The 13,172-nt window shown below is 39.9% G+C and carries 10 protein-coding genes; 5 read left to right on the plus strand and 5 right to left on the minus strand.

Annotated features, from left to right (window positions below; translation table 11 throughout):
- Window positions 1–38 precede the first annotated feature (38 nt).
- The 3 genes from ilvA to K6J66_RS01350 all read right to left on the minus strand — a co-directional run bounded on the left by ilvA (window position 39) and on the right by K6J66_RS01350 (window position 3,933).
- Window positions 39–1,580 carry a threonine ammonia-lyase, biosynthetic gene (gene ilvA, locus K6J66_RS01340; protein WP_038440215.1) on the minus strand — a complete coding sequence of 514 codons (1,542 nt, stop codon included), beginning with the start codon at window positions 1,578–1,580 and terminating at the stop codon, window positions 39–41.
- A gap of 80 nt (window positions 1,581–1,660) precedes the next feature.
- On the minus strand, window positions 1,661–3,499 hold the full coding sequence (gene ilvD, locus K6J66_RS01345) for a dihydroxy-acid dehydratase (RefSeq protein WP_038440216.1): 1,839 nt from the start codon (window positions 3,497–3,499) through the stop codon (window positions 1,661–1,663).
- 41 nt (window positions 3,500–3,540) lie between these two features.
- Window positions 3,541–3,933 carry an ACT domain-containing protein gene (locus K6J66_RS01350; protein WP_038440217.1) on the minus strand — a complete coding sequence of 131 codons (393 nt, stop codon included), beginning with the start codon at window positions 3,931–3,933 and terminating at the stop codon, window positions 3,541–3,543.
- A gap of 244 nt (window positions 3,934–4,177) precedes the next feature.
- On the opposite strand from K6J66_RS01350, the gene K6J66_RS01355 reads away from it, so the two are divergent.
- Together K6J66_RS01355 and K6J66_RS01360 are read left to right on the plus strand one after the other, a co-directional pair.
- A complete protein-coding gene (locus K6J66_RS01355; protein ID WP_038440218.1) occupies window positions 4,178–5,704 on the plus strand; it encodes a sodium-dependent transporter in 1,527 nt (508 codons plus the stop codon).
- 1 nt (window position 5,705) lies between these two features.
- Complete coding sequence (locus K6J66_RS01360; RefSeq protein WP_005648534.1) at window positions 5,706–5,801, plus strand: methionine/alanine import family NSS transporter small subunit; 96 nt, start codon at window positions 5,706–5,708, stop codon at window positions 5,799–5,801.
- A gap of 131 nt (window positions 5,802–5,932) precedes the next feature.
- Here the strand turns inward: K6J66_RS01360 and lpxH are convergent, their stop codons facing one another.
- A complete protein-coding gene (gene lpxH, locus K6J66_RS01365; protein WP_038440219.1) occupies window positions 5,933–6,646 on the minus strand; it encodes a UDP-2,3-diacylglucosamine diphosphatase in 714 nt (237 codons plus the stop codon).
- Between the two features lie 85 nt (window positions 6,647–6,731).
- Here lpxH and K6J66_RS01370 point away from each other — a divergent pair, with 85 nt between their 5' ends.
- The 3 genes from K6J66_RS01370 (at window position 6,732) to lptD (ending at window position 11,324) form a co-directional block, all read left to right on the plus strand.
- Window positions 6,732–7,454 carry a 1-acylglycerol-3-phosphate O-acyltransferase gene (locus K6J66_RS01370; protein ID WP_005692671.1) on the plus strand — a complete coding sequence of 241 codons (723 nt, stop codon included), beginning with the start codon at window positions 6,732–6,734 and terminating at the stop codon, window positions 7,452–7,454.
- Window position 7,455: 1 nt separating this feature from the next.
- Window positions 7,456–8,865, plus strand: a complete 1,410-nt coding sequence (locus tag K6J66_RS01375) for a multicopper oxidase domain-containing protein (RefSeq protein ID WP_038440220.1) — start codon at window positions 7,456–7,458, stop codon at window positions 8,863–8,865.
- A 119-nt stretch (window positions 8,866–8,984) separates the two neighbouring features.
- Complete coding sequence (lptD, locus tag K6J66_RS01380) at window positions 8,985–11,324, plus strand: LPS assembly protein LptD (protein ID WP_110442590.1); 2,340 nt, start codon at window positions 8,985–8,987, stop codon at window positions 11,322–11,324.
- 87 nt (window positions 11,325–11,411) lie between these two features.
- Here the strand turns inward: lptD and proS are convergent, their stop codons facing one another.
- Window positions 11,412–13,130, minus strand: a complete 1,719-nt coding sequence (gene proS, locus K6J66_RS01385) for a proline--tRNA ligase (RefSeq protein ID WP_038440222.1) — start codon at window positions 13,128–13,130, stop codon at window positions 11,412–11,414.
- Between the last annotated feature and the right edge of the window lie 42 nt (window positions 13,131–13,172).

The following is a 13,172-nucleotide window of genomic DNA, read 5'->3' on the forward strand; positions in this document are numbered from 1 at the left end:
GACAAAGGCGTGAAAAATATCACGCCTTTTTTATAGGATTAACGTAAGAAATAACGATAAGATTTGCTTTCTGTTACATCTTCAAAAACATAATTGAGTTGGGCAAGTACCTGTTCAAATTCTGCTTGTTCGCGTTGTTCAATTTGGAACCCAGCAAGGATATTTCCATAGTCCGCGCCGTGGGCACGATAGTGAAATAATGAAATATTCCAACGATTTTGCAAGGTTTCCAAGAATTTTAATAAGGCACCTTTTTGCTCTGGGAATTCGAAGGTATATAAACGTTCGTTATCATTTGATGCGCGCCCCCCCATTAAATAGCGAACATGCGTTTTCGCAATATCATCATCAGACATATCCTCAACATCAAAACCATTTTTCGTGAGGTCTGCAATAATATCTGCTTTTTCTTGCTCATTTGTCGTTCTTACCCCAACAAACACACAAGCGCGTTTATCATCTGCATAACGATAACTGAATTCGGTTACAGCTCGGTTACCTAATACATAAGCAAATTTTAAGAAACTACCTGGTTGTTCAGGCATGGTTACGGCTAATAAAGCCTCTCGATTTTCACCAATTTCACAACGTTCAGATACATAACGTAATGTGTGGAAATTCAAGTTCGCGCCAGACAAAATTGCCGCCATATTTTTGCCTTCAATATGGTTTTGTTTTACATATTTTTTCAAACCAGCCAAACCTAATGCACCTGATGGTTCTGCAACAGCACGAACGTTCTCAAACAAATCTTTCATTGCTGCACACACTTCGTCACTATCGACCAATACCATATCGTCAAGATATTGCTTACATAGACGGAATGTTTCGTCGCCAATGCGTTTTACGGCAACGCCATCTGCAAATAATCCAACGTGCGTTAAATCTGTTGGTTCGCCTTTATCGAGAGCGGCTTTTAAGCATGCAGAATCCTTTGATTCTACACCGATGATTTTAATTTCTGGCATAAATTGCTTAAGCAAAATTGCTACACCTGCAGCTAAGCCACCACCGCCGACTTGTACAAACACATAATCCAAATCTGCCACTTGTTGTAGCATTTCCATCGCTAACGTGCCTTGTCCAGCGATCACTAATGGATGATCGAATGGAGGAATAAATGTCATGTTTTTTTCTTTTGAAAGCTCGATGGCTTTTGCTTTGGCTTCATCGAAATTAGCACCGTGCAACAACACCTCACCACCAAAACCACGCACTGCATCCACTTTAATGCTTGGGGTGTTTTGTGGCATAACAATTAATGCTTTTAAGCCTAATTGTTTCGCCGATAATGCCACGCCTTGTGCATGGTTACCTGCAGATGCCGCTATTACGCCTGCTGCTTTTTGTTCCTCTGAAAGGCTAGAAATCATTGCGTAAGCGCCGCGTAGTTTAAAACTATTTACTGGCTGACGGTCTTCTCGTTTAATCCAGATATTATTGTGCAGTCGTTCAGAAAGTTTTCCCATTTTTTGTAAAGGGGTCACTTGCGCAGCTTCATATACGCGCGAACCAAGTTTAACAATGGCATTGATATAATCTGATTGAGAAGGTTGAGGATTGGTGAGTAAGTTTTTCATAGTGTTTGTTTTGATGATGAAGTGCGGTTAGTTTTTCCTTTGTTTTATCCCCCTCTTATGAAGGAGGGGGAACCGTTAAATTATTTTAATAATGTTTTATCGCGTACCGCACCTTTGTCCGCTGAGGTCGCAAAGTGGCCGAATACTTTCAATGCGAAAGAGACTTCACGCTCACGGTGAGCTGGCTGCCAACCTTTTTGATCTTGTTCGGCTCTGCGTGCTGCGAGTTCATCATTACTCATTTCTAAGTTAATTGCACGATTTGGAATATCAATGTTGATAATATCGCCATCGCGTACTAAGCCAATTGCACCGCCAGAAGCAGCTTCTGGCGAGGCATGTCCAATAGACAAGCCTGATGTACCACCAGAGAAACGGCCGTCCGTTAATAAAGCACATTTTTTGCCCAAGCCCATCGATTTTAAGTAACTGGTTGGATACAACATTTCTTGCATACCTGGTCCGCCTTTAGGGCCTTCGTAACGGATAACAACGATATGACCTTCTTTGACTTTGCCACCTAAAATGCCTGCAACCGCATCTTCTTGGCTTTCAAATACGATTGCCGTGCCAGTGAATTTCCAAATAGATTCATCTACACCAGCGGTTTTAACAATACATCCGTCTTCAGCGAGATTACCGAATAATACGGCTAAGCCACCTTCTTGCGAAATTGCATTTTCTTTATTGCGAATACAACCGTTTACACGATCATTATCGACGGTATCCCAGCGACAATCTTGTGAGAATGCTTGAGTTGTGCGGATACCTGCAGGACCTGCACGGAAGAATTTATGTAATTCTTCATCTTGATTGCGAATAATATCGTATTGGTCTAGTTGTTCTCCCATGCTCATTCCAAGCACGGTGTGTGTATTTTTATGAATTAATCCAGCGCGATCTAATTCACCCAACAATCCCATAATACCGCCTGCACGGTGTACGTCTTCCATATGATATTTATTGGTGTTTGGTGCAATTTTGCTTAAACAAGGCACTTTGCGCGATAAACGGTCAATATCTTCCATTTTAAAATCCACGCCTGCTTCTTGTGCTGCCGCTAATAAGTGTAAAACAGTGTTACTTGAACCACCCATTGCGATATCGAGGCTCATTGCATTTTCAAAGGCATCAAAAGTACCGATTGAACGAGGCAATACGCTTGCATCATCTTGTTCGTAATAACGTTTGCAAAGCTCGACAATTTGACGGCCTGCTTTTAAGAATAATTCTTTGCGGTCAGCATGAGTCGCCAACATAGAACCATTACCAGGTAAAGATAAACCTAAGGCTTCAGTTAAGCAGTTCATTGAGTTAGCGGTAAACATGCCAGAGCAAGAACCACAAGTTGGACACGCACTGCGTTCGATGGCATCAATACGTTCATCTGACACATTCGGATCGGCTGCCTCAATCATCGCATCTACTAAATCTAAGCGGATTAATTGATTAGAAAGTTTAGTTTTACCTGCTTCCATCGGGCCGCCTGAAACGAAGATAGTTGGAATATTTAAACGCATTGCCGCCATTAACATTCCTGGGGTGATTTTGTCACAGTTGGAAATACACACCATCGCATCAGCACAGTGCGCATTGACCATATATTCCACGCTATCAGCGATTAAATCACGGCTTGGTAAAGAATAAAGCATTCCACCGTGACCCATTGCGATACCATCATCCACCGCAATGGTGTTAAATTCTTTTGCTACGCCGCCCGCTTTTTCAATTTCTGCAGCAACAAGCTGTCCCATATCTTTTAAATGCACATGCCCTGGTACGAATTGCGTGAAAGAGTTTACCACCGCAATAATCGGTTTACCAAAGTCATTTTCTTTCATTCCTGTTGCACGCCATAAGGCACGTGCACCTGCCATATTACGACCTTGTGTGCTGGTCGCTGAACGTAGTTTTGGCATAAATAATCTCTCCGAGTAAAATTTAGGGTTCGTTTGTATGATTAATTAACCATTAAAACATCCGGCAGCTTAACCAACTGATTCACTAATAGATCTAAAGTGCGGTCAGATTTTACGGTGATTTTTAACCGCACTTGGGTTTCAATGAGTGTCATTTCCATTGTTGTAACGGTAAATCCGCAGTGACGTGCTACGCGTAACATGTGTTGCGCTGACCACATTTTATGCTGCCCCACATCAGTACAAATTACCGCATTATTTGGTTTGCGATTAGAAGCCATTGCAGCCCCTTGTTCATTACGACAAAGTAAGTAATCTAAGCCTGCGTCATAAAGGGCATCGTAGGTTGGCATAATTGCGCCACCAGGATAGCCGAAAAGAGTCGTGACATGGTGTGCTTTCAAGCACGCCATAATGAGTTGTGCGCCTGTCATTGTGTTTGCGTCCTGTTGTTTTTATTTTGGGATAAGTTCAGCATTGTAGCGAAATTTCGAGTCATTGGTAGGGCTTGGCACGAAAAAAAACGAAAAAAGTGCGGTGAAAATTGGCTTGCTTTGAATATTCCTGTTCTTCCCCTAAAAAATTCGTGAATTTTTACCGCTCTTTTGGCTTATTTATTGACTGATGATTAGATTTCATTATATTGAAACTCTTTTCATTTTTTACATAGGATAATTTATGGCTCACTCAGCCCCAAAAGCACAAAAACGTGAGACTTTTTCTGGTCGTCGCGCATTTATTCTGGCAGCAATTGGTTCTGCCGTTGGTCTTGGTAATATTTGGCGTTTTCCTTACACCACTTATGAAAACGGTGGTGGCGCATTTATTATCCCTTACCTTATCGCGTTGTTAACCGCAGGGATTCCTCTTTTATTCTTAGATTATGCCATTGGGCACCGTCATCGTGGTGGTGCGCCACTTTCTTATCGTCGTTTTAGCCCGCACTTTGAAGTGTTTGGCTGGTGGCAAATGATGGTGAATGTCATCATCGGATTATATTACGCTGTAGTATTAGGCTGGGCAGCAAGCTACACATATTTTTCTTTCACTGGAGCTTGGGGCGATAAACCCATTGATTTCTTCATCAGCGAATTTTTAAAAATGGGCGATATTAAAAACGGTATCAGCTTTGAATTTGTTGGTATGGTAACCGCACCATTAATTGCTATGTGGATTGTTGCCTTAGGCGTACTTTCTATGGGCATCCAAAAAGGAATTGCTAAGGTATCCTCTGTATTAATGCCAGTGCTTGTTGTGATGTTTATGGCACTTGTGATTTATTCCTTATTCTTACCCGGCGCAGCAAAAGGTTTAGATGCATTATTTACACCAGATTGGTCGAAACTTTCTAATCCAAGTGTATGGATTGCCGCTTATGGACAAATCTTCTTCTCTCTTTCAATCGGCTTTGGGATTATGGTGACTTATGCCTCTTATCTCAAAAAACAATCCGATTTAACGGGAAGTGGCTTGGTTGTAGGTTTTGCTAACAGTAGCTTTGAAGTGTTAGCGGGTATCGGCGTATTTGCAGCATTAGGTTTTATTGCAACAGCACAAGGTCAAGAAGTCAGTGAAGTGGCAAAAGGCGGAATTGGTTTAGCATTTTTTGCGTTCCCAACCATCATCAACAAAGCACCATTTGGCGAAGTGCTAGGCGTGTTGTTCTTCGGCTCATTAACCTTTGCGGCATTAACTTCATTCATCTCAGTTATCGAAGTAATTATTTCCGCAATTCAAGATAAAATTCGTATTAGCCGTGGAAAAGTGACATTCATCGTGGGTGTACCGATGATGATAGTTTCTGTCATCTTATTCGGCACGACAACAGGCTTACCAATGTTAGATGTGTTCGATAAATTCGTGAACTATTTCGGTATCGTTGCCGTAGCATTTGCTTCTTTAATTGCGATTGTGGCAAATGAAAAACTCGGTTTATTGGGTAATCACTTAAATGAAACTTCATCTTTCAAAGTGGGTTTCTTCTGGCGTTTATGCATTGTATTAACGAGTGGTGTTTTAGCATTTATGCTTTTCAGTGAAGGGGCAAAAGTCTTCTCTGAAGGTTACGAAGGTTATCCAAACTGGTTTGTAAACACCTTTGGTTGGGGGATGTCGATTAGCTTACTTATCGTGGCATTTTTCCTTTCTCGCTTAAAATGGAAAAGCGAAACCAAATTAACGATTGATGAAACTAAAGGAGAATAAAATGACTACTGGTGCAATTATTATGATGATCATAGCCCTTACCTTATTGTGGGGAGGATTAATTTACGCGTTGCTTCGCTTACCGAAAGAAAACTAATCCTAAATTAACCGCACTTTTATCTGTATCTAAAAGTTGGGCTTATCCGCCAGCTTTTAGGTACGATTTTATGGATAAATATTATTCTAGTATCATTAAGTAAAATAACGAGTTTTTGCTTTACCGCACTTCTAATCTTTAATAAAACCAAATTCTCCGCTTTCATCAATTTTTAAAATTGATGCATAATTTTTTCGCCAATCCCCTAATACAATTCGGGTAAATCCTTCTTGTTGATGAATTGCCTCACGGTGTGTGTGTCCGTGAATTAATAAATTCACTCCAAACTCTTGTAGTTTTTCTGTCGTAAAGGCTTGGTTTACATCCATAATTTCCTGTGATTTGGCTTGTTTATCTTGATTACTCTTTGCCCGAATTTTCTCCGCAATTTTCAACCGCACTTTTAATGGCAAGCACAAAAACAAACGTTGTAGCCATTTTTGATGAACTCTACGACGAAACTGTTGATAAGCCACGTCATCAATGCAAAGTGTATCACCATGACAAAGTAAGATTTTTTTATCATAAAGTGTGATTAGTTGATAATCAGGTAAAAACTGAATCCCTGTTTCTTTTGAAAAACGTTCGCCAATCAAGAAATCACGGTTACCGTGCTGAAAATAACATTGCACACCTTGATTACTTACAGACTTAATTAAATCTTTAACTTGTTGAATCAATGTAGACTGCTCGTCATCACCAATCCAAAAATCAAAAAGATCACCCAAAATGTAAAGCCGTTCAGCCTGTGGTGCAAGATTCTGCATAAAATCGACAAAAAGTGCGGTCAATTCTGGCTGAGTTTCGCTTAAATGCAAATCAGAAATAAAATAGCTATGTTTCATAAAAATTCCACGATTTTTGTTTAGATTAGCACATATTGAGATCGAATTTGCTATACTTTAACGAAATTTTGTATAGGGCATCCTTATGTTAAAACTACTTCGAATTTTCCTTGTATTAATCTGCTGTATTCTAATTTGTGTACTGGGTACGATTTATTCTTTTATCCGTTTTAAAAATCCAAGCAACGTAGGCATTGTTGCTCGTTGGTTTGGGCGTTTATATCCACTTTTTGGCTTAAAAGTAGAACATCGTGTTCCTCAAAATCAAGAGCAGATTGGCCGTGCCATTTATATCGGTAATCATCAAAATAATTATGATATGGTGACAATCTCTTATATGGTGCAACCTCGTACAGTAAGCGTGGGTAAAAAAAGTTTAATTTGGATCCCCTTCTTCGGCATTTTATATTGGGTAACGGGCAATATTTTCTTGGATAGAGAAAACCGCACAAAAGCACACAGTACAATGTCGCAACTCGCACAAAGAATTAATGAAGATAATTTATCTATTTGGATGTTCCCAGAAGGCACTCGCAGTCGTGGCCGCAGTTTATTACCCTTTAAAACGGGTGCATTTCATGCGGCAATTTCAGCAGGTGTACCGATTATTCCAGTGGTGTGTTCAACCACCCATAACAAAATTAATTTAAATCGTTGGGATAATGGCAAAGTGATTTGCGAAATAATGGAGCCGATTGATGTTTCAGGCTATACCAAAGACAATGTTCGAGATCTTGCGGCTTATTGTCATGATCTAATGGAAAAACGCATTGCCGAACTTGATGAAGAGATAGCAAAAGGAAACTAAAATGCCACGCCTGTCCCGCCGTCAATTATTAAAAACAGCTGCAATTTCTACCGCACTTTCCACAGTGCCAGCACCATTGTTAGCGGCAAGCCGTGAAAAACTAGTTGTGCCGCCACTAATTGAAGTCCGTCGCGGTCGCCCGATTGTATTAACAATGCAGGAAATGAATTATCCGTTAGATGGCTCACACAATGTGACAGTATGGGGATTCAACGGTAATTATCTTGGCCCTACCATTAAAATCAAATCAGGTAGCTTTGCCAAACTTAATTATCATAACAATTTGCCACAATCAGTTGCTTTATCTATTCAAGGTTTACAAGCATCAGGCGAACTGTTTGGCGGGGCAGCTCGAGTTCTCAAAAAAGGCGAGTCTTGGGCGCCCATCGTGCCTATTGAACAACCCGCAGCAAGCTGTTGGTATCGTTCTGCGACATTAGCCAATTCAGCCTATCAAACCTATCGTGGCTTAGTTGGAATGTGGTTAATTGAAGATGAACAAAGCCTAAAAGCGAATCTTCCCAATAAATACGGCGTAGATGACATTCCATTGATTTTACAAGATATGGAATTTAACAATGATGGTCTCCAATTATTCAAACAAAATCAACCGCACTTTGTAGGCAATCGCTTATTAGTGAATGGTATTGAAGCGCCATATTTAGATGTCGCACGGGGTTGGATTCGTTTACGTTTGCTCAATGCATCATTGGCTCGTGCTTATGATTTACGCTTGGATAATGATCAAGAAATGCTGCTTATTGCACAAGATTTAGGTTTCTTACCAAAAGCTAAATCGGTCAAATCTTTGGTTCTCTCGCCAGGAGAACGTGCAGAAATACTCGTTAATATGAATGAAATTGACAACGTATCTCTCATTAGCGGAAGTAAACGTAGCTTGTACGACAAAATTAAAAATATGTTGTTCTCAGGCGATGAACTGGCAGATAACACCGTCCTTGAATTGCGTGCCAAGGGAGAAATGTCAGCATTTAATAAACAACCGAATCTAACTTTCGAAACGGATGCGCCAGCAATGTTACAACAAGCCGTTGCACAAACTCGAGAATTTAATATTGATGTCACAAACGGTTTAATAAACCAAAGACGTTTTGACCCACGCAAGGTTGATGTTATGGCTCGTAAAGGCACCATTGAACGCTGGATTTTAAATGCAAGTTTACCTGTTGGATTTACTATTCAAGGTGCCAAATTTGTGGTGGAAAGCCAAGGAGAACATCAATTTCAAGCAGAAGAATTAGCTTGGAAAGATACAGTTTGGGTAAAAAACAAAACTCAAATTTTAGTGAAATTTGATCAAGTATCTTCTGGCAACTACCCATTCTTATTTGGAGTATCGAATTTAATGTTAGAAGATATGGGCTGTCTTGGCGTATTGATGGTTCAATAGACAAAAAATTTAATCATAACCCAGTGGATATTCTATTAATCGCTTCTTGAAAAATATTACTCGCCTTGCGCTTTTTCCAGTATAATCTGACCAATTTTCTGACAAATTAAAACAAGACGATGAATAAAAAACACACTTTAATTTCACTTGCTATTTTGACCGCACTTTATAGCCAACAAAGTTTGGCGGATTTGCATGAACAATGTTTAATGGGCGTGCCAAAATTTAGAGGTGAAGTCGTGACGGGTGATGTGAATTCTCTGCCTGTATATATTGAAGCGGATAATGCAGAAATTAATCAGCCAAATGATGCTACCTATCAAGGTAATGTAGATTTGAAACAAGGCAATCGCCATTTGTTAGCGCAATCCGTGCAGGTAAAACAATCTGGAAACCAGCCAACGCCTTTGCGTATGGCTTATGTCCGCAATGGATTTGATTATAAAGATAATCAAATCAATATGTTGGGTAACGATGCAGAGTTTAATTTAGATAGTCACGATGGCAATTTAACAAATTCAGAATATGAATTTGTCGGTCGTCAGGGACGTGGCAAAGCTGATAATATAACACTGCATAATAATTATCGTGTAATGAAGAATGCAACCTTTACGTCCTGTTTGCACGGCGACAATGCTTGGGCAGTAGATGCGTCAGAAATCCGTCAATACGTGAAAGAAGAATATGCTGAAATGTGGCATGCTCGTTTCAAAGTACATGGCGTTCCCGTCTTTTATACCCCTTACTTACAATTACCCATTGGAGATCGTCGTCGTTCTGGCTTATTGATTCCAAGTGTGGGGACATCTAGCCGAGATGGCCTTTGGTATGCACAACCCATTTATTGGAATATCGCACCTAATTACGATCTTACTTTTACCCCAAAATATATGTCTCGCCGTGGTTGGCAAGCAAATGGGGAATTTCGCTATTTAACCTCTATTGGCGAAGGTAAAGTGGCGGGCGAATATCTAGGTGGCGATCGTTACTCTGAATATGCTAGTAATAATCGAAAACGTCATTTGTTCTATTGGAATCACAATTCTAGTTTTTTACAAAATTGGCGTCTAAATATTGATTACACCCGAGTAAGCGATAAACGTTATTTCAACGATTTTGATTCTATTTATGGACGCAGTACAGATGGTTATGCGAACCAATATGCTCGTATAGCCTATTACCAACCCAATTATAATTTTTCTCTTTCTGCGCGTCAGTTCCAAATTTTTGATGATATTGTAAAAATCGGCCCTTACCGTGCAGTACCACAATTAGATTTCAACTATCACAAATATGATTTGGCGAATGGATGGTTAAATTTCAAATTACATTCACAAGCAGTTCGTTTTGATAATGACAGTGAATTGATGCCAACTGCATGGCGTTTCCATGCAGAGCCTAGCCTAAATTCTTTAATGTCAAATAAATACGGCAGTTTGAATATTGAAACGAAACTTTATGCGACTCGCTACGAGCAGAAAAAAGGTTCAGGAAAAAATGCAGAGGACGTACAAAAAACTGTAAATCGAGTTATTCCACAATTTAAAGTTGATTTACAAAGCGTATTAGTGCGTGATACAAAGTTCTTAAAAGACTATACACAAACTTTTGAACCGCACGTACAGTATTTATATCGTCCTTACCGAAATCAAAGCAATATTGGTTCAACACTTAATAATGAATATTTAGGATTTGGTTACGACTCAGCATTAGTACAACAAGATTACTATTCGCTATTCCGCGATCACCGTTATAGTGGTTTAGACCGAATTTCATCGGCGAATCAAGTTACCTTGGGTGGTACAACGCATTTTTATGATATTGATGGCGAAGAACGCTTTAATTTATCAGCTGGTCAAATTTATTACTTAAGTAATTCTCGTATTGATGAAAACCCAGCAAATAAAACCCCGACTTCATCATCTGCTTGGGCATTAGAATCTAATTGGAAAATTAGTGATAAATGGCATTGGCGTGGTAGCTATCAATTTGATACCCATACCAATTCAACATCATTAGCGAATACATCACTAGAATATAATCCTGAAAAAAATAATTTAATTCAGTTAAATTATCGATACTCTAACCAAGAATATATTGACCAAAACTTGGGTAAATCGGCTAAACAAGATATCCAACAAGTGGGATTGGTTGTAGGCTGGGAAATTGCCAATAATTGGGCTGTAGTAGGACGCTATTATCAAGATTTGGCTTTAAACAAACCTGTAGAACAATATCTAGGCATTCAATATAACAGTTGCTGTTGGGCTGCAGGTGTTGGTGTAAAACGCAATGTCACAAACCACCAAAACCAAACACGTAATGAAATTATTTATGATAATAGCATTGGCATAACCTTAGAATTAAGAGGTTTAGGCAGCAATGACCATCAAAGTGGCATTCAAGAAATGCTAGAAAAAGGAAAACTTCCTTATATTCGAGCATTTAGTTTGGATTAAATATTGTTCAATATAAACGTTAGATCAACAAAAAGAGCGGCTATTTCTAGCCGCTCTTTTGTCACAATATACAAAATAAAATACTGATTAGAGATTACCTAACTTTTCATTTAAAACACTGAGCAGCTGATCTTTACTAATCATTTCTTTTTCACCCGTACGGCGGTTTTTGTATTCAATCTCTCCATTGTCTAGGTTTTTCTCGCCGATTATTACCATATGCGGCACACCGATAAGTTCCATATCGGCAAACATCACGCCTGGGCGTTCTTTACGATCATCAAAAATCACATCAACGCCTTGTGATTGTAAAGTGCGGTAAAGTTCTTCAGCGTATTTTTGTACGCTTTCAGATTTGTGCATATTCATCGGCACAATCGCCACAGTGAATGGGGCGATTTCGTCTGATGGCCAGATGATACCGCGATCATCATGATGCTGTTCAATTGCTGAAGCCACCACACGAGTTACGCCAATACCGTAACAACCCATTGTCATCACAAGTGGTTTACCGTCTTCGCCTTGAACGGTCGCTTTCATCGCTTCAGAGTATTTTTTGCCCAATTGGAAAATATGTCCCACTTCAATACCACGTTTGATTTGAAGCGTGCCTTTACCATCTGGACTTGGATCGCCTTCAACAACATTACGTAAATCAAATACTTCTGGCATTGCAACATCGCGTTCCCAGTTGACATTGAAGTAATGTTTTCCATCGATATTCGCACCACAACTAAAATCAGACATTAACGCCACAGTGCGGTCAATAATTGCAGGAATATTAAGATTTACCGCACCTAACGATCCCACGCCCGCACCAATTTTCGCTTTGATTTCAGTTTCGTCCGCAAACTCAAGGGGATCTGCCACTAACGGGTGTTTTTGTGCTTTGATCTCGTTTAATTCATGGTCGCCGCGAATAATCAACGCAACAAGTGGTTGATTTTTGTCTGCACCTTTCACAATCAAGGTTTTCACGGTTTTTTCAATCGGCAGATTAAATTGTTCTACTAACTCCGCAATGGTTTTCGCATTTGGTGTATCCACCAAGGTCATTTCTGCGGTTGGAGCTTGGCGTTCGCCTATAGCAATTGCTTCTGCAAGCTCAATATTCGCGGCAAAATCCGATTCCGTTGAGAACACAACATCATCTTCCCCGCTTGAAGCTAACACTTGGAATTCGTGAGAAGCTGACCCCCCGATTGAACCTGTATCCGCTTGCACCGCACGGAAATCTAAGCCTAAACGGTTAAAAATGTTACTGTACACTTGATACATCACATCATAGGTTGCTTGCAAACTTTCTTGGGTAGTGTGGAAAGAATACGCATCTTTCATAATAAATTCACGCGAACGCATTACACCAAAACGAGGGCGCACTTCATCACGGAATTTCGTTTGAATTTGATATAAGTTAAGTGGGAGTTGTTTGTATGAAGAAACTTCTCGGCGGACTAAATCTGTAATCACTTCCTCGTGAGTTGGCCCAAGTACAAAGTTACGGTTTCCGCGGTCTTCAAAACGAAGCAATTCAGGGCCATATTGCTCCCAACGACCAGACTCTTCCCATAATTCCGCAGGTTGCACAACTGGCATTAATACCTCAATGGCACCACCTTTGTTCATCTCTTCGCGAACAACTTTTTCCACTTTTTTCAATACGCGAATACCCGTCGGTAGCCAGTTATATAAACCTGATGCCATTGGGCGAATCATACCTGCACGCAACATTAATTGGTGGCTCACTACCTGAGCATCATTTGGCGTTTCTTTTAGGGTGGAAAATAAATATTGACTTGTACGCATTGTTTAACCTTAAATTCTAAGAACTGAAAAAATTGGCGCAAG

The sequence above is a fragment of the Haemophilus influenzae genome (genome assembly GCF_019703545.1).
Classification (GTDB): Bacteria; Pseudomonadota; Gammaproteobacteria; order Enterobacterales; family Pasteurellaceae; genus Haemophilus; species Haemophilus influenzae_E.

Coding starts and splice junctions, on each gene's coding strand:
- K6J66_RS01350 (WP_038440217.1), bottom strand. CDS start 3,933: ATGACAGGCGCACAACTCATTATGGCGTGCTTGAAAGCACACCATGTC.
- lptD (WP_110442590.1), top strand. CDS start 8,985: ATGAATAAAAAACACACTTTAATTTCACTTGCTATTTTGACCGCACTT.
- K6J66_RS01370 (WP_005692671.1), top strand. CDS start 6,732: ATGTTAAAACTACTTCGAATTTTCCTTGTATTAATCTGCTGTATTCTA.
- proS (WP_038440222.1), bottom strand. CDS start 13,130: ATGCGTACAAGTCAATATTTATTTTCCACCCTAAAAGAAACGCCAAAT.
- ilvA (WP_038440215.1), bottom strand. CDS start 1,580: ATGAAAAACTTACTCACCAATCCTCAACCTTCTCAATCAGATTATATC.
- K6J66_RS01375 (WP_038440220.1), top strand. CDS start 7,456: ATGCCACGCCTGTCCCGCCGTCAATTATTAAAAACAGCTGCAATTTCT.
- ilvD (WP_038440216.1), bottom strand. CDS start 3,499: ATGCCAAAACTACGTTCAGCGACCAGCACACAAGGTCGTAATATGGCA.
- lpxH (WP_038440219.1), bottom strand. CDS start 6,646: ATGAAACATAGCTATTTTATTTCTGATTTGCATTTAAGCGAAACTCAG.
- K6J66_RS01360 (WP_005648534.1), top strand. CDS start 5,706: ATGACTACTGGTGCAATTATTATGATGATCATAGCCCTTACCTTATTG.
- K6J66_RS01355 (WP_038440218.1), top strand. CDS start 4,178: ATGGCTCACTCAGCCCCAAAAGCACAAAAACGTGAGACTTTTTCTGGT.